The sequence below is a fragment of the Actinomycetospora sp. NBRC 106378 genome (assembly GCF_030269685.1).
In the GTDB taxonomy this organism is placed as follows: Bacteria; Actinomycetota; Actinomycetes; order Mycobacteriales; family Pseudonocardiaceae; genus Actinomycetospora.
Genome location: NZ_BSTT01000017.1, coordinates 46,178 through 62,302, shown reverse-complemented (window position 1 = coordinate 62,302; position 16,125 = coordinate 46,178). Strand labels below are relative to the sequence as shown.

Annotated in this window: 16 protein-coding genes and 1 pseudogene; 8 read left to right on the top strand and 9 right to left on the bottom strand. The window is 74.0% G+C overall.

Annotated elements, in window-relative coordinates:
• The first annotated feature begins 51 nt into the window (after positions 1 to 51).
• From QSK00_RS26500 to QSK00_RS26490, 3 genes are all read left to right on the top strand, one after another.
• The gene (locus QSK00_RS26500; RefSeq protein ID WP_285595816.1) at positions 52 to 1,524 is read left to right on the top strand and encodes a SulP family inorganic anion transporter; all 1,473 of its coding nucleotides are present in this window, start codon (positions 52 to 54) and stop codon (positions 1,522 to 1,524) included.
• A gap of 16 nt (positions 1,525 to 1,540) precedes the next feature.
• Positions 1,541 to 1,876 carry a hypothetical protein gene (locus QSK00_RS26495; RefSeq protein WP_285595815.1) on the top strand — a complete coding sequence of 112 codons (336 nt, stop codon included), beginning with the start codon at positions 1,541 to 1,543 and terminating at the stop codon, positions 1,874 to 1,876.
• Between the two features lie 75 nt (positions 1,877 to 1,951).
• On the top strand, positions 1,952 to 2,791 hold the full coding sequence (locus tag QSK00_RS26490; protein ID WP_285595814.1) for a CHASE3 domain-containing protein: 840 nt from the start codon (positions 1,952 to 1,954) through the stop codon (positions 2,789 to 2,791).
• Between the two features lie 32 nt (positions 2,792 to 2,823).
• Here QSK00_RS26490 and QSK00_RS26485 read toward each other — a convergent pair whose 3' ends face one another.
• Positions 2,824 to 4,230: a mycothione reductase gene (locus tag QSK00_RS26485; protein ID WP_285595813.1), complete on the bottom strand. Its 1,407-nt coding sequence runs from the start codon at positions 4,228 to 4,230 to the stop codon at positions 2,824 to 2,826.
• 48 nt (positions 4,231 to 4,278) lie between these two features.
• Between QSK00_RS26485 and QSK00_RS26480 the strand changes: the two are divergent.
• Positions 4,279 to 6,337 (top strand): annotated as a pseudogene (locus QSK00_RS26480) (FAD-dependent oxidoreductase).
• Here QSK00_RS26480 and QSK00_RS26475 read toward each other — a convergent pair.
• From QSK00_RS26475 to QSK00_RS26455, 5 genes are all read right to left on the bottom strand, one after another.
• Positions 6,315 to 6,452, bottom strand: coding sequence for a hypothetical protein (locus tag QSK00_RS26475; RefSeq protein WP_285595812.1), 138 nt, complete (start codon positions 6,450 to 6,452; stop codon positions 6,315 to 6,317). The pseudogene QSK00_RS26480 and the gene QSK00_RS26475 overlap by 23 nt on opposite strands.
• Positions 6,452 to 6,895, bottom strand: coding sequence for a hypothetical protein (locus tag QSK00_RS26470; protein ID WP_285595811.1), 444 nt, complete (start codon positions 6,893 to 6,895; stop codon positions 6,452 to 6,454). The genes QSK00_RS26475 and QSK00_RS26470 overlap by 1 nt, the downstream gene beginning before the upstream one ends.
• Positions 6,895 to 7,080 carry a hypothetical protein gene (locus QSK00_RS26465; RefSeq protein WP_285595810.1) on the bottom strand — a complete coding sequence of 62 codons (186 nt, stop codon included), beginning with the start codon at positions 7,078 to 7,080 and terminating at the stop codon, positions 6,895 to 6,897. The genes QSK00_RS26470 and QSK00_RS26465 overlap by 1 nt, the downstream gene beginning before the upstream one ends.
• A gap of 58 nt (positions 7,081 to 7,138) precedes the next feature.
• Complete coding sequence (locus tag QSK00_RS26460) at positions 7,139 to 7,411, bottom strand: hypothetical protein (protein ID WP_285595809.1); 273 nt, start codon at positions 7,409 to 7,411, stop codon at positions 7,139 to 7,141.
• 71 nt (positions 7,412 to 7,482) lie between these two features.
• Complete coding sequence (locus QSK00_RS26455; RefSeq protein ID WP_285595808.1) at positions 7,483 to 8,397, bottom strand: LysR family transcriptional regulator; 915 nt, start codon at positions 8,395 to 8,397, stop codon at positions 7,483 to 7,485.
• A 74-nt stretch (positions 8,398 to 8,471) separates the two neighbouring features.
• On the opposite strand from QSK00_RS26455, the gene QSK00_RS26450 reads away from it, so the two are divergent.
• Positions 8,472 to 9,347: a formylglycine-generating enzyme family protein gene (locus QSK00_RS26450; protein ID WP_352231173.1), complete on the top strand. Its 876-nt coding sequence runs from the start codon at positions 8,472 to 8,474 to the stop codon at positions 9,345 to 9,347.
• Between the two features lie 21 nt (positions 9,348 to 9,368).
• Here QSK00_RS26450 and QSK00_RS26445 read toward each other — a convergent pair whose 3' ends face one another.
• From QSK00_RS26445 to QSK00_RS26435, 3 genes are all read right to left on the bottom strand, one after another.
• The gene (locus tag QSK00_RS26445; protein WP_285595806.1) at positions 9,369 to 11,702 is read right to left on the bottom strand and encodes an arylsulfatase; all 2,334 of its coding nucleotides are present in this window, start codon (positions 11,700 to 11,702) and stop codon (positions 9,369 to 9,371) included.
• A gap of 182 nt (positions 11,703 to 11,884) precedes the next feature.
• Positions 11,885 to 12,484 (bottom strand): hypothetical protein, encoded by a 600-nt coding sequence (locus QSK00_RS26440; RefSeq protein WP_285595804.1) that lies wholly within the window; start codon positions 12,482 to 12,484, stop codon positions 11,885 to 11,887.
• An 80-nt stretch (positions 12,485 to 12,564) separates the two neighbouring features.
• The gene (locus QSK00_RS26435) at positions 12,565 to 13,062 is read right to left on the bottom strand and encodes a MarR family winged helix-turn-helix transcriptional regulator (protein ID WP_285595802.1); all 498 of its coding nucleotides are present in this window, start codon (positions 13,060 to 13,062) and stop codon (positions 12,565 to 12,567) included.
• A gap of 94 nt (positions 13,063 to 13,156) precedes the next feature.
• On the opposite strand from QSK00_RS26435, the gene QSK00_RS26430 reads away from it, so the two are divergent.
• The 3 genes from QSK00_RS26430 (at position 13,157) to QSK00_RS26420 (ending at position 15,982) form a co-directional block, all read left to right on the top strand.
• Positions 13,157 to 14,095 carry an NADP-dependent oxidoreductase gene (locus QSK00_RS26430; protein ID WP_285595800.1) on the top strand — a complete coding sequence of 313 codons (939 nt, stop codon included), beginning with the start codon at positions 13,157 to 13,159 and terminating at the stop codon, positions 14,093 to 14,095.
• A gap of 92 nt (positions 14,096 to 14,187) precedes the next feature.
• On the top strand, positions 14,188 to 15,564 hold the full coding sequence (locus tag QSK00_RS26425; protein WP_285595798.1) for a PP2C family protein-serine/threonine phosphatase: 1,377 nt from the start codon (positions 14,188 to 14,190) through the stop codon (positions 15,562 to 15,564).
• Positions 15,565 to 15,658: 94 nt separating this feature from the next.
• Positions 15,659 to 15,982: a hypothetical protein gene (locus QSK00_RS26420; RefSeq protein ID WP_502872082.1), complete on the top strand. Its 324-nt coding sequence runs from the start codon at positions 15,659 to 15,661 to the stop codon at positions 15,980 to 15,982.
• Positions 15,983 to 16,125: the final 143 nt, after the last annotated feature.

Here is a 16,125-nt window from a genome sequence, read left to right as displayed (position 1 = left end):
CTCACGTGAACGTAGGGTTCGGGCATCCCCGCTCCCCGACGGAAAGTCCCGATGTCGCTCCCTGCTGCCCTGAGCTCCTGGCGCCCACCGTCCCTGCAACGCGCCCGGACCGAGGTCCTCGCGGGCCTCGTCGTCGCCCTGGCGCTGATCCCCGAGGCGATCTCGTTCTCGATCATCGCCGGCGTCGACCCGCGCGTCGGGCTCTTCGCGTCGTTCACCATGGCCGTGACCATCTCCGTGCTCGGCGGCCGTCCGGCGATGATCTCGGCGGCGACCGGGGCGGTCGCCCTCGTGGTGGCCCCGTTGGTGCGCGAGCACGGCGTCGAGTACCTCCTCGCGACGGTGATCCTCGCCGGGGTGATCCAGGTCGTCCTCGCACTGTGCGGGGTGGCGCGGCTGATGCGGTTCCTGCCGCGCATGGTGATGGTCGGCTTCGTCAACGCGCTGGCGATCCTGATCTTCGTCGCCCAGCTGCCCTATCTCGTCGACGTCCCCTGGCCGGTCTACGTCCTGGCCGCCGCCGGTCTCGTCGTCATGAACCTGCTCCCACGGCTCACCACCGTCGTGCCGGCACCGCTGGTGGCGATCGTGGTACTCACCGCGCTGACCGTCGGCCTCGGGATCGCGGTGCCGACCGTCGGCGACCAGGGCGCGCTGCCGGACAGCCTGCCCGTCCTCGGCCTGCCGGCCGTCCCGCTGAGCGGCGGGACCCTGGCGATCGTCGCGCCCTACGCGCTCGGGATGGCGCTGGTCGGGTTGATGGAGTCGCTCATGACGGCGAAGTTGGTCGACTCGATCACCGACACCCACTCCGACAAGACCCGGGAGTCGTGGGGACAGGGCGTGGCCAACGTCGTCACCGGCCTCTTCGGTGGCATGGGGGGCTGCGCGATGATCGGTCAGACGATGATCAACGTGCGGTCGGGCGCGCGGACCCGGGCCTCGACCTTCCTCGCCGGGGTCTTCCTGCTGATCCTCGTGGTCGCGCTCGGCGACGTCGTGGCCCGGATTCCCATGGCGGCGCTCGTGGCGGTGATGGTGATGGTCGCGGTCGGGACGTTCGACTGGCACAGCGTCGCCCCGGCCACCCTGCGCCGGATGCCGCGCAGCGAGCTGACGGTCATGGCCGCGACGGTGGTCGTCACCGTCACGACCGACAACCTCGCGATCGGCGTGGCCGTCGGTGTCGTCGTCGCCTCGGTCCTCTTCGCGCGACGGGTGGCGCACCTGGTCACCGTCGAGGGTGTGCTGGAGGGCGACACGAAGACCTACCGGGTGCGCGGCCAGTTGTTCTTCGCGTCCAGCAACGACCTGACCTTCCAGTTCGACTACGCGGACGATCCGGAACGGGTCGTGATCGACCTGACCGAGGCCCACGTGTGGGACGCCTCGACCGTCGCCGCGCTCGACGCGATCACGACGAAGTACGCCTCCCGGGGGACCGAGGTCCGCATCATCGGACTCAACGAGGACAGCAGACGGCGACACGACGCGCTGGCGGGCACCCTCTCCGGGAGTCACTGACGACGGGAGGGTGCGCATGGAGGCCGCCGCGACGAGGCTGCGCACCGCCGCTCGTCTGCTCGAGGACCTGCGGGCGCGGACCCTGGGCGGGGAGTGGGAGGTCGCCGGGCTGCTCGCGACGCGCCCGGAGATCGTCGCCCGGCACGCCGACGGGTCCCGCGAGCACGTCGCCGAGACCCGCGCGCGCACCTCGGAGTGGATCGCGGGCCTGGCCCCGGCCCTGGCCGAACCGCTCGTGGCCTGGCTGCGCGCGACCGCCGACGCGGTGGAGGCGGGCCGCGCGTCCGCCGACGTCGCCGGCCCGGCCGGGGCGTTCGCCGCCGCCGTGACCGACCGTCTCGGACGGGGCTGACCGGGGACGACCCGGCGTCGGGAAGAGCGTTTGTCGACACGCCCGCCCCCGGGCCCTTACGTACTGTCGTCGCTCGTGGCCCGCGGACTCGCCGACACCTGGAGCGCCCTCGTCGGGCCGCCGATGCGCGCGTGGGAGCGCGTGCCGATCCGCGTGCAGGGCCGGATCACCGTGGCCCTCCCACTCGTCGCGGTGGTGATCTCGGCGGTGCTGGCGCTGAACGGCAACCTGACGCGGGTCGCGATCGAGACCGACATCCAGCGCAAGTTCGAGATGACCGCGGCGCTCGGCAACCTGTCGTCGCTCATGGTCAACGCCGAGACCGGCATGCGCGGCTTCCTGCTGACCGGGGAGCAGGAGTACCTCGAGCCCTTCGGGCAGGCCACGCAGCAGCTGCCGTCCGCCTTCGGGGAGCTGACGGCGCTGGCGTCCGCGGAACCGGGTGCCCAGCCGCGCGCCGAGATGGTCGGCCGGTTGCGGGAGCTCGAGACGCTGACCGGACAGCAGATGGCCGACCTGTCGTTCCAGCAGCAGTTCGTCGCCGGCGGCGGGAGCCCCGCGGACCCCGAGATCCGTCGGCACCTGGAGTACGGCAAGGGGCTGATGGACCGGATCCGGTCCGAGGTCGCCGACTTCCAGGGCCAGGAACGGGCGCTGCTCGACGACCGGATCGACGACATCAACGCGATCCGGATCCGCGACTACGTGTCGGTCGCGCTGGCCCTGGTCGCCGCGCTGGCCACCCGCTTCCTCGCCTGGTTCCTGTTCCGACGCGGCATCCTCCGGCGTGTCGACCGGCTGACGACGTGCCTGCGCAGCAGGCGGGAGGGCACGCCCGAGGAGTTCCCGGAGCCGACGAAGCGCGACCAGATGGGGCAGCTCGAGCGGGAGGTCCACCAGGTGCTGCGCAGGTGAGCACTTCTCCGTGCCGGGGCACGGAATAGTGCTCACCTGCCGAAGGCACCTCCGGGCTTCGCGCCCGCCGTCGTCGACAGCTGCCGCAGCGCGTTGTCGATGACCTCGGTCAGCGCGGGGTGGATCCAGTACGGCCGGCCGGACAGGGCGGCGGCGTCGATGTCGAAGGTCATGGCCATCGCCAGCGGCTGGATCAGGGTCGGCGCCTCCGGCCCCATGATGTGGGCGCCGAGGATGCGCCCGGTGCCGCGCTCGGCGAGGACCTTGCAGAAGCCCGTCTCGTCCTCCATGGCCCAGCCGTAGGCCACGTCGGCGAAGTCGACCTGCGCGACCTCGTAGTCCAGCCCCTCGTCGCGGCACTGCGCCTCGGTGCGCCCGACCGTCCCGATCTGCGGGCTGGTGAAGACGGCGGCGGGGACGAGGCCGTGGTCGGTCTCGCGGAGGTCGTCGGGGTGCAGCAGGTTGTGGGTCACCACCTCGGCCTCGCGGTTGGCGACGTGCTTGAGCTGCACCGGGGAGCTGACGTCGCCGAGCGCCCACACGCCCGGCACCGAGGTGCGCCCGGCCGCGTCGACCGCCACCCGGCCGTCGTCGTGGGTCTCCAGCCCGGCGGCGTCGACGTCCAGGGAGTCCCCGTTGGGAGCGCGGCCGACGACGACGAGCAGCGTGTCGGCGGCGACCGTGGTGTCGTCGTCGAGGACCAGCTGCAGCGCGCCGGGCGCGCCCTTCAGCTCGGTGACCTCGCGGCCGAGGTGAAGCTCGTAGCGGTCGCGGGCGATCGCGGTGAACGCCTCGGAGACCGACTCGTCCTGCGGTCCGAGCAGCTGGTCCGCCATGTCGATCATGACGATCTCGCTGCCGGCCGAGTGGAAGACGTGCGCGAGCTCCGCGGCGATGTAGCCGCCGCCGAGCACGGCCAGCCGCCGGGGCAGCGCGTCGATGCGCAGGACGGTGTCGGAGGTGTGGAACGGCAGCCCGGACTGCTCGATCGGCGGCGGCACGACCGGCCGGGCCCCGGCGGCGATGACGATGCGCTCGGCCTCGATCTCCGCGGACCCGCCCTCGTGCAGGTCGACGACGAGGGTGCGCGGGCCCGTGAAGCGGGCCTCGCCGGCGTAGACGGTGACGAAGTCGCTGTCCTCCCGGCCCTTCCGGCCGTCGGCGGCGATCGGGTCGAGCCGGCCGAAGACGCGGTCGCGCAGCGCGGGCCACGCGATGCCGTCGAGCTGGGCGCCGACGTCGTAGGTGGCGGAGTCGACGACCGTGTCGGCGACCTCCGCGGTGTAGGCGAACATCTTGGTCGGGATGCACCCGCGGTTGAGGCACGTCCCGCCGAACTCGGTCGCCTCGACGATCGCGACGTCGAGCTCCGAGAACTCGTCCGAGAGCACCATGTTGCCCGAGCCCGAACCGATCACCACGAGATCATGTCGTCGCACGATGTCACCGTAAGTCGCCTTCCGTGCCGCCCGCGCGTTCTGACGTGGATGTGCGGGACCAGCGGTCCCGGTTATCGTCCGACGGTGCCGTACCCCCTGCTCGCGACGCCGCTCGACATCGGTCCGGTGCGCCTGCGCCACCGGGTGCTGATGGGTTCGATGCACACCGGGTTCGAGGAGCGGCCGGGCGGACACCGGCGCCTGGCCGAGCTCTACGCCGAGCGGGTGCGGGGCGGGGTCGACCTCGTCGTCACCGGCGGGCTCGCCCCGGACGCGCGGGGACGGCTGCACCCGCTCGCGGCGACGCTCACCCACCGCGGGCAGCTCCGCGGGCACCGTCGGGTCACCGACGCGGTCCACGCCGAGGGCGGGCACGTCCTCCTGCAGCTCCTGCACGCCGGGCGCTACGCGTTCCACCCGTTCGCGGTCTCCGCCTCCCGCCGGAAGGCGCCGATCGCCCCGTTCGCCCCGTGGCGGCTCTCCCACCGCGGTGTGGTGCGGACGGTCGAGGCCTTCGCGCGGGCCGCGCGGCTCGCCCGCGAGGCCGGCTACGACGGCGTCGAGGTCATGGGCTCCGAGGGCTACCTGATCAACCAGTTCCTCGCGCCCGCGACCAACGACCGCGACCAACGACCGCGACGACGCCTGGGGCGGCTCGCCGGCGGGCCGCCGCCGCTTCGCGCTCGCCGTCGTGTCCCGCGTGCGCGAGGCGCTCGGCCCCGATGCCCTGCTCTCCTACCGCCTCTCGCTGGCCGACCTGGTCGCCGACGGGCAGTCCTGGGAGGAGGTCGTCGCCCTCGCCCGCGGCGTCGAGGCGGCCGGCGCGGACCTGCTGAACAGCGGGATCGGCTGGCACGAGTCGCGGGTCCCGACGATCGTCACGTCGGTGCCGCGCGCGGCCTTCACCGACCTCACCGGCCGGCTCCGCCCGCACGTCGCCGTTCCCGTGGTCGCGTCGAACCGCATCAGCACCCCGGCCGACGCGGAGGCGGTGCTGGCCCGCGGCGATGCCGACCTGGTGTCGATGGCGCGGCCGTTCCTCGCCGACCCGGAGTGGGTGGCCAAGGCGGCCGCGGACCGGGCGGACGAGATCAACGTCTGCATCGGCTGCAACCAGGCGTGCCTGGACCGCACGTTCGCTCTGCGGACCGTGAGCTGCCTGGTCAACCCGCGGGCCGGCCACGAGACGATCCCGCTCCCGCGCCCGACGCGCCGCCCGCACACGGTCGCGGTCGTCGGCGCCGGACCGGCCGGACTCGCCGCCGCGGCGGGCCTCGCCGAGGCCGGGCACCGCGTCACGCTCCTCGAGCGCCGGGACCACCTCGGCGGACAGTTCGACCTCGCCCGCCGCATCCCCGGCAAGGAGGAGTTCGCGGAGACGATCCGGTACTTCGCCGGCCGGCTCGAGCGGGCCGGGGTCGAGGTCCGGCTCGCGACGAGCCCCGGCGCGGGCGAGCTGGCCGGGTTCGACGACGTCGTGGTCGCCACGGGCGTGCGCCCGCGGCGGCCGGCCATCCCCGGCATCGACCACCCGAGCGTCCTGTCCTACGACGAGGCCATGCGCGCCCCCGACCGCCTCGGCGACCGGGTCGCGGTGATCGGCGCGGGCGGGGTCGGGGTCGACGTGGCCACGTTCCTCACCCGGCACGCTGCGCCGGACCTCGCGGCGTGGCGGGCCGAGTGGGGCGTCGCCGCCGACGGCGGGCTCGCCGCCCCCGCCCCCGCACCGCCGGCGCGGCGGGTCCACCTCGTGCAGCGGCGACGCACGCGGGTCGGCGCGGACCTCGGCACGACGACGGGGTGGGTCCACCGCGCGACGCTGCGCGCGAAGGACGTCGAGACCGTCACCGGCGCGCACTACGAGCGCATCGACGACGACGGCCTGCACCTCCGGGTCGGTGACCGCCCGCGTCTCCTGGCCGTCGACTCCGTCGTGGTGTGCGCGGGGCAGGAGCCCGTCCGCGACCTGGTCGACGACCTGGCCGTCCTGCGCGTGCGCCCCCACGTGATCGGCGGCGCCGACGAGGCCGTCGAGCTCGACGCCGAGCGGGCGATCCGGCAGGGGTCCGAGGTGGCGGCCCGGCTCAGGGGACGAGGACGGGCTTGACCACCTCGCCGTCCAGGGCGGCCCGCTCCGCCTCGTGGATCTCGGCGAGCGGGTAGGTCCGCACGAGCCGGTCGAACGTTTCGAAGGAGGCTGAGGCGTACCTCGCGGGCCCCATCAGGGGGTTGGGCGGACCGTGAACGACTCGCTCTGCTGGTCGCCCGCGATCTCGGCCTTCCACTGGTAGCGCCCCGCAGTGAGGGGGAGGGAGCCGAAGTTGATGGCGAAGGAAGCGTCGAGAGGGCTTCCCTTCGCGACGCCGACCGGCCGTCCGACCTCGAGTACGGCCTCGGCTCGGACGGGCGTGGGCGCCCCGTCCGGTCCGCTGAGGACGACGGGGTGCCCGTCCTCGCTGAGAAGCTCGACCGCCAGTGGGAGTCGCTCGTTCGCCCGATCCCAGGGCACCTTGATCAGCAGGGCAAGCGCCTGCGGGCCCGTTGGCGTTCCGGTGATCGACCAACCCGCTCCCAGCATGTGCAGGGTGCCGACGGGATCCGCGTGCGCCGCCTCGCACAGGATCAGCTTGAAGTCGACGGGCGGGGTCTCCATCAGGGGAGCCATCAGTGCTGCACGAGCTCCCCGGAGGAGGTGTTGCCCGTCTCGACCTGCGCGTTGCGAGCGACGTCCACGAACAACGTACGCCCGCGCGAGGGCGGCTCGGTGAGCTGCTTCTCGCCGGCCTCGAACGCTGCGAGGACGTCCTCGACCGGCTCGTCGTCCTCGTAGAAGTCGTTGACCGCGGGCACGTGTCCAACTATGCCCAACCCGGCCCGGCCGTGCCTAGGCGTCCGCCCGGTCGGTGGTCTAGTCGTGGACGGGGTAGGCACTGCCCAGGTGGAACTCGTCCGGGTCGATGCCGGTCGGGTACAGGACCACGAGGACGCGTTGGCGACGGAGCCGGATCTCGACGATCGCGCGGCGCCCACGGTCAGGGGAGTCGTCCCAGGTCGCCCGCAGCCCCGGGATGCACTCGACCTCGTCACGGAGCTCCTGCTCCTCGATCCCGTGGCGATTGGTGATCTTCTCGCGCACCCGATCGCTGACGTGCAGCACAGCGACCCAGATCCGTGCCCGCACCCCGAGCAGGGTAGGACGCACGGTTGGCCGCGCGTGCCGTTTCCCGGGTCCCGCGCGCTATCCCTGCAGGCTCAAGGCGCCGCGAGCCCCCGCCCCGTCGCCGCCCGGGCGAACGCGTCGACGGTCGCCCGGATGCTGGGCCGCTCCGCGGCGTGGGGGAGGTGGGCGAGCACGATGGTGCGGTTGAGCGGGCGCTTCAGTGGCACGACGTCGATCCCCGACGGCGGGAGGAACGCGCGACCGAGGTCGCTCGCGAGCGTCACCCCGAGCCCGGCGGCGACCATCGCGAGCGCGGTGGCGAGCCCGTCGACCCGGTGCCGGACCTCGGGCTCGAACCCGGCCCGGCGGCAGGCGGTGCGCACCACCCGGCCGTAGTAGCTCTCGGCGCCGGAGATGATCCAGGTCTCGCCGGCCAGCTCGGCCAGGTCCATCCCGGGCCGGTACGCGGTTCCGGCCGGGGCCGCGAGATGGATGCGGTCCTGTCCGAGCGGGACGATCGTGAGCCCCGGCGCCCACGGTTCGGGTGCGTCGGGGTAGTCGAGGAGCAGCGCGAGGTCGAGGTGTCCGTGGAGGACGTCGAGCACCGCCTGGTCGGGGTCGCTCTCCAGGCTCTCCAGCGTGATGCCGGGGTGGGTGTCGGCCAGGTCGGCGATGACGGCGGGCAGCAGCGCGGCCGCCGCGGCCGGGAACATCCCGACCGAGAGCCGCGCCGACAGGTGCTGCCGGGCGCCCTCGACCGCGGCCACCGCCCGCTGCTCGGCCGCGAGCAGCAGCTCGGCCTGCTCGACGAGCACGCGGCCCACCTCGGTCAGCCGGACCCCGCGGCCCACCCGCTCGATCACCGGAGCGCCGACCTCGACGCCCAGCGCCTCCACCTGCTGGGACACCGCCGACGGGGAGTAGTGCAGGGCGGCCGCGGCGGCGTTGACCCCGCCCCGCCGGGCGACCTCCCGCAGGGTCCGCAACCGGCGCAGGGACAGTTCCATGCGGTCCATCCCAACAGTTCCGTGCAGATTCGTCCGCTGGTGCCGAACGATGCACGCGGGTAGAGCTGGGGATCATGCGATCCCGGCGCGGTCAGGTCCTCGTCCCCGGTGGCACCTTCGCCATGGGCGACCACCACGGTGACGGCGATCCCGCCGACGGCGAGCGGCCGGTCCACCGGGTGCGGCTCCCGGACTTCCACCTCGACGCCACCACGGTCACGAACGCCGCGTTCGCCCGCTTCGTGAAGGAGACCGGGTACGTCACCGACGCCGAGCGGTGGGGCTCCTCCGGCGTGTTCCACCTGGCCTTCCGCGGCGACCGGTCCGACGTCCTGTCGAGCGTCGAGGGCGCCCCGTGGTGGCTGGCCGTCCGGGGCGCCTGCTGGCGCCGGCCGGAGGGGCCCGGCTCGGGGGTGGGTGACCGGGCGAACCACCCGGTCGTCCACGTCTCCTGGTTCGACGCCGAGGCCTACTGCACGTGGGCCGGCGCCCGGCTCCCGACGGAGGCCGAGTGGGAGTACGCGGCGCGCGGCGGCCTCGAGGGCGCCCGCTTCCCCTGGGGTGACGAGCTCGGCCGCCGCTGGGAGCTCAACATCTGGCAGGGCCGCTTCCCCACCGAGAACACGCGGGAGGACGGGTTCCTGACGACGGCTCCGGTCAAGTCCTACCGCCCCAACGCCTACGGCCTCTGGCAGACCGTGGGGAACGTCTGGGAGTGGTGCGCCGACCGGTTCGCGGCCGACTGGTACGCCCGGTCGCCCGAGCAGGACCCGGTGGGGCCGGACGAGGGCGCCGCGCGGGTGATGCGCGGGGGCTCGTACCTCTGCCATGACTCCTACTGCAACCGGTACCGGGTGGCGGCGCGGACGTCGAACACCCCGGAGTCGAGCTCGGGCAACCTCGGCTTCCGGTGTGCGCTGCGCGCAGGTGAGCAGGAAGTGGGGCCATAGCCCCACGTCCTGCTCACCTGCCTAGTGCGACGCCATGACCCGGCGGTGCAGGCCCTCGGCGTCGTGGTCCGGGGCCGCAGCGGCGAGGTCGACCCGCACGGAGTGGACGGTCCCGGTGAAGGCGTTGTCGCCGGCCGCGTAGTCCTCGGTGACGGGGGTGCCGAGGTCGACGCCCACGTCGAAGGTCTCGTCGAAGGAGAAGTAGTACGGGACGGTCGCGTCCACCCGCACCGACCCGACGTCGTGACCGTCGACCCGCAACGTGGCCGTCCCGCCGCGGCCCACGCCCCCGCCGTCGTAGGCGAAGTCCACCCGCACCTCGTGGCGCCCCGACGTCAGGGCGACGGCGCCGCGCACCGTGTGCCGGCGCCATCCGAACCAGTTGTAGACGTAGCAGGGACGCCCGTCGGAGACGTAGAGCGACCAGCCCCCGAACCGCCCGCCCTGGGCCACCAGGACCCCGTCACCGGCACCCTCGACGTCGGCGACGACGGCGTGCGACCGGTTCTTGACGTTCGGCACCGTCTCCTCGATCAGCCGCCGCACCGGGGCGCCGAAGGTGACCGAGGTCCGCTCGCCGACGAGGTCGAACCGGCCCGCGAGCTGCGGGTTCTCCCGCTCGGTCACCCGGTCGTCGAGGGGGAGGACCTGGTTCTGCACGGCCTCGGCGAGGAACAGCTCCTGCAGGCGGGCCAGGGTCGCGGGGTGCTCGGCGGCGACGTCGTGGGCCTGGCTCGGGTCGGTCGTCGTGTCGTAGAGCTCCCAGACGTCGTCGTGGAAGCTGCGGGATCCCGTCGGGACCATCTCCCACGGCGTCCCGTGGCGGGTCACCGCGGTCCAGCCCTCGTGGTAGATGCCGCGGTTGCCGCACATCTCGAAGTACTGCGTGCGCCGCCGGTCCGGGGCGTCGGGCGCGGCGAAGGTGTAGCGCATGCTCGTGCCGTCGACCGGCTGCTGGACCACACCGTCGACGCTGGTCGGGGCGGTGATGCCGGCGCACTCCAGGATGGTCGGGAGCACGTCGACGACGTGGTGGAACTGGTGGCGCAGCCCTCCGGGGTCGGCGATGCCGCGGGGCCAGTGCACCACCAGGCCGTCGCGGGTGCCGCCGAAGTGCGAGGCGACCTGCTTGGTCCACTGGTAGGGCGTGTTCATCGCGAGCGCCCAGCCGACCGGGGCGATGGGGTAGCTGTGCGGGCCGCCGATCTCGTCGAGGTGGGTGAGCATGTCGACGGGGTCGTCGACGAGGCCGTGGCCGAGCCGGTGCTCGACGTGCGTGCCCTCGATGCCGCCCTCGCCCGAGGCGCCGTTGTCGCCGAGCAGGTAGAGGAACACCGTGTTCTCGAGCTCGCCGAGGGCCTCGAGCTCGTCGACGAAGCGGCCGAGCTGGGCGTCGGCGTGCTCGGTGAAGCCGGCGAAGGTCTCCATGAAGCGGGCCCCGAGCGTGCGGCGGGTGTCGTCGAGCGAGTCCCAGTGCGGCACGGAGTCCGGCCACGGCGCGAGCTCGGTGTGCCCGGGGACGACGCCCAGCTCCTTCTGCCGGGCGAGCGTGGTCTCGCGCAGCCGGTCCCACCCGTCGTCGAACTCGCCGCGGTAGCGGTCGCGCCACTCGGGGGTGACGTGCAGCGGGGCGTGGGAGGCGCCGAAGGCGACGTAGGTGAAGAACGGGCGGTCGGGGGTGAGCGCCCGCTGGGTGCGCACCCAGTCGACGGCATGGTCGACCAGGTCCTCGGAGAGGTGGTAGCCGTCCTCGGGGCGCCGGCTCGGCTCGACCGGCCGGGTCCCGTCGAAGAGCAGCGGGTACCAGTGGTTCATCTCGCAGGCCATGAAGCCGTAGAAGTGGTCGAACCCCTCGCCGGTCGGCCAGCGCTCGAACGGCCCGACGGGGCTGATCTCCGACGGCGGGGTCTGGTGCCACTTCCCGAACGCCGCCGTGCTGTAGCCGTTGCCCTGCAGCACGCGGGCCAGGGTGGCCGCGCTGCGCGGGCGCACCCCGGTGTACCCGGGCGCGGAGGTGGCCATCTCGGTCGTCGCGCCCATCCCGACGGCGTGGTGGTTGCGTCCGGTCATCAGCGCCTGGCGCGTGGGGGAGCACAGCGCCGTGACGTGGAAGCGCGTGTAGCGCAGCCCGCCGTCGGCGAGGCGCTCGGCCGTCGGCATGCGGCACGGCCCGCCGAAGGCGCTGGAGCTGCCGAAGCCGAGGTCGTCGAGCACCACGACGACGACGTTCGGCGCGCCGGGCGGCGGGACGGTCGGGCGGACCGGGTCGAACGTGCCGTCGTGCTCGTCCACCCCGAGGGCCGTGACCACCGGCCTCGCAGGCTCCGGCTCCGGCAGCACCCGACGACCACCCACGACACGTCTCCTCACTCCAGGCACGCGTCTGCTCCGCGTGCGACACCGGGGACGCCGCGCACGATCGGGGAACGACGATGCTCCGGGGCGCGACGATCTCCAGGGTCGTCGCCGCGATCGTCCGCGTCCAGCGGATGCCGGCGCACGGTTTCGTTCAGGGGAACTGCATGGTGCGGCCGGGGCTAGCCGGCCCAGTCGAGGAACCGCTGGCGGCGTGGCCAGGGGCCCGGACACGGCGTCTCGTCCCGGGCCTCGGCGGCGCGCTCCGCCAGCCAGGGCGGTTCGAGGACCTCGCACGGCGACCAGGAGGTCGGCCCCCAGACCAGGCCGCACCCCGCCGTCGTCGCGGCGACCAGGCGCTCGCGCGCGGCGGGGAGCACGTCGGTCGCGGCCAGGACCGCCACCGCGTCGAGGTCGACCGGGTGGATCCGCCCGTCGTCGCGTGCCGTCGACCCCACGAAGACGTGCACGTGCGGCCGCAGGCCGTTGGTGTGCGGGACGCGCTCCTCGACGATGTGCGTGATCCGCAGCCGGGCCGACCCGGGGACGTCCGGTGCGGTCACGGCCGCGATGCCGGCCTGCAGGTGGCGTGCGATCTCGCGTGCGCCGTCGAACAGGATCCGGCGCAGGGCGGCGACGTCCGCCGCGTGCCCGGTCGACTCCAGCATCGTCATGTGGACGGCCAGGGAGAGCGGCAGCGGGAAGGTGAGGTCGAGCGCGTCGTCCGGGGGAAAGCCGGTGACCAGATCGAACAGCGGAGCGGGGTGCGGAGCGGAGGTCATCGCGCCACCCCCCACCACGTCGACGAGGCCCCGTGGGCGACCGTACGGCGACCCACCCGGCACCGCCGGACGATCTCGGCTCAGCGCCGGTCGCGGCGCGGGCCCGCCGATCGCGGGGGTGCGGCACGCATGTGGTCGCGCACCGGGGTCAGCAGGTCGGTCAGGGCCCGGGCGTCGTCGGGGGAGAGCCGGTCGAAGAGCAGCCGTTCGACCACGGCCTCGTGGCCGGGCAGCACCGCGTCCACGAGGGCCCGCCCGTCGTCGGTGATCGCGACGGTGACTCCCCGCTCGTCGTCGGGTGAGGGCCTCCGGACCACGAGCCCGGCCTTCTCGAGCAGTCCGGCCTGGTAGGTCAGGCCGCTGCGACTGAAGACGATCGCGTCGGCCAGGTCGGTCATGCGCCGGCTGCCGCCGGGAGAGAGCTGCAGCCGCCGCAGGATCTGGAAGCGCACGAACGTCAGACCGCCGTCGGCCTGCAGCTGCTGCTCGATCGCGTGGCGCAGCAGCCCCGACACCTCGATCAGCGCGAAGTAGGCGCGCAGCCGCACGGGGTCCACGGCGTGCGTCGGCTCGGTCACACCGGCACTGTACTTGCTTCGACTTCGAAGCAGTTCTACGGTCGCGGTGTGCTTCGAGTTCGAAGCACCGAGGACACGAGAGGCGAGGCGCGCGATGAAGGCAGTGCGGTTCCACGAGTACGGCGGCCCCGAGGTGCTCCGGTACGAGGACGTGGAGCAGCCGGTTCCCGGCGCCGGGCAGGTCCGGGTCCGGGTGGCCGGCACGTCCTTCAACCCGGTCGACGACGGCATCCGCGGCGGTTGGCTGCAGGGCCCGTTCCCGGTGGCCCTCCCGCACGTCCCGGGCATCGACGTGGCGGGCACGGTCGATGCGCTCGGCGAGGGCGTGACCGGCCTGCAGGTCGGCGACGAGGTCGTCGGCTTCCTGCCGATGGTGGCCGACGGGGCGGCCGCGGAGTACGTCGTCGCCCCGGCGGAGGTCCTGACGGCGGCCCCGCGCAGCATCCCGCTGCCCGACGCCGCCGCCCTGCCGGAGGTGGGTCTCACCGCGTGGCAGGCCGTGGTCGAGCACGCCGGCGTGACGGCGGGCCAGCGCGTCCTGGTCAACGGCGCGGGAGGTGCCGTCGGCGGCTACGCGGTGCAGATCGCGAAGGCCGTCGGGGCGTCCGTGATCGCCGTCGGCAGTCCTCGCAGCAGCGCGTCGTTGACGGCGCTGGGCGCCGACGAGGTCGTCGACCACACCGCCGGTGACGTCGTCGCCGCCGTCGGGGAGCCGGTCGACGTCCTGCTCAACCTGGCCGGGGTCGGAGCGGAGGCGCTGGCGGCGCTGGCCGGGCTCGTGCGCGACGGGGGCGTCGTGGTCAACACCGTGCCGGCGACGCCCGCGCCCGCCGACGAGGCCCGGGGCGTGCGCGGCGTGGACGTGTTCGTGCGCAGCGACGCCCCGCAGCTGGGTCGGCTCGTCTGCATGGTCGACCGCGGCGAGCTCCGCGTGGACGTCGCCCGGCGGGTGTCGCTGCCCGACCTCGCCGCCGTGCACGCCGAGGCCGACGCGGGGACGCTGCGGGGCAAGGTCGTCGTCGTGCCCGCCTGACACCGGGAGCGGGGGCGTCCGGCCGGGCGAGGAAGGCGGTGGTCTCCGGTGGAAGGGCCCCGCTCGACCCGAGGGTCCGTAGGCTGGGGAGGGTGGCCAGCGGACAGGCTCCGGCCGACGGAGCGTGCAGCGCGATCGCCTCGGCCACGCGGGTCGAGGCGGTGGCCGCCACGGGCCTGCTCGACACCGAGCCGGAGGAGGCCTTCGACCGGCTCACCCGGCTCGCCGCCGCGCTGCTCGACGCGCCCATGGTGTTCGTGACGCTCGTCGACGAGCGCCGCTCCTACTGGAAGAGCACGACGGGTCTCGACGCCGGGCCGCCCGCCGCGCGGCAGAACGTCGTCGAGGAGTCGTTCTGTCGATTCGTGGTCACGACGGGCACCGAGCAGGTCATCCCCGACACCCGCGCCGACGACCGGACACGCGGGATGGCGGCGGTGGACGCGCTGGACATCGGGGCGTGGGTGGGACTGCCGATCCGTTCGCAGGACGGCGAGGTGCTGGGCACCTTCTGTGCGATGGACACCCGGGTGCGGGCCTGGAGCGAGCAGGACCTGGACGTCCTGCGGACCCTGGCGCAGGCCGCGGGCGGGGAGATCGCGTTGCGGGTCGCCCTGCGGCAGACGCAGCTGGCCTACGCCGAGGCCGCGCGGCACGCCGCGAACGCGGAGCACCACGCCGCCGTCGCCGAGCGCAACGCGCAGCGGGCCGAGCGCAGCGCGGCCGAGGCGACCGAGCTCGCCGAGACCCTCCAGCAGTCCCTGCTGCCGGCGGACTCCCCCCGCATCCCGGGGATGGAGGTCGCCGCGCGCTACCGGCCCGGCGGCCGGGGCGCGGAGGTGCTCGGCGACTTCTACGACGTCTTCCCGGTGACCGGCGGCTGGGGCGTGGTGATCGGCGACGTGTGCGGCAAGGGGGCCTGGGCGGCGCGGACGACCGCGCTGGCCCGGTCGACCGTCCGCGCGGTGGGGCACACCGAGGACAACCCGGAGGCGGTGCTGACCGCCCTCAACGAGGTGCTCCACGTCTGGTTCAGCGAGCGTCGCAGCTTCGTCACCGCCACCTACGCGACGCTCACCGCCGCGGACCCCGGGGAGGGACTGGACGTGGTGGTGGTCAACGGCGGACACCCGCCGGCGTTCGTGCTCCGCGCCGACGGCGAGGTCGTCCGGCTGCAGGAGGGCGGCCGTGCGCTGGGGATCCGCCCCGAGGCGCGGGTCGCGTGCGAGGAGACCGCGCTGCTCCCGGGCGACAGCCTGATCTTCTACACCGACGGGATCACCGAGTCGCGGGTGGCGGGCGGCGAGCAGTTCGGGGAGGACGGCGTGGCCCGCGCCCTCGCGGACCTGCCCCCGGGCCCGGGCGCGGAGACGGTGGCCGACGCGATCGCGAGTGCCGCCCTCGGACACGCCGGTGGCGCCGTGCTCGACGACACGGCCGTCATCGTCGTGCGGAGCCCCGCCGCTTGAGGCGGTCCCCGTCAGGTCCGGCCTGCGCGTCCCCGGTTGGGGCTTGCGCTCGACGACGTCCGTCGAGAGGCTCGGCAGGGTGACCCAGCACGTGATGAAGTTGGAGCTCGACGACCTCGGCCTCGCCGAGGGACTTCCCCGGCCGTCCGGGGCCCAGGACCGCGTCGAGGACGTGCCCTACCGCGCGGTCGAGTTCTGCGACGACGAACTGCCGGCCGCCCTGGAACGGTGCGCCGGATGGCTGCGCCAGACCGAGACCTGGCTCGGCGAGGCCGTCGACGTGATCGCCATCCATCTCGACTACGACGACGCCCAGGGCTCGCCCTACTTCAAGGTCAAGGTCCTGTGCAACGAGGAGGACCTGGCGGGGGCCCCGCTGGCGGCCCGCGCGGACACCGAGCGGCGCGCGGTCGGCTGACCGTCCGGGCCGGCGCCGTCGGCCGGCGCGGGACGTCCTGCTGATCCCCGGCCCGTGCGTCCACCCCGCCGGTGGGCGCACGGGCCGGGTTCTTACCCGGCTCCGACCCGCACCACGTCGGCCGTTCACCGCCGACGATCATC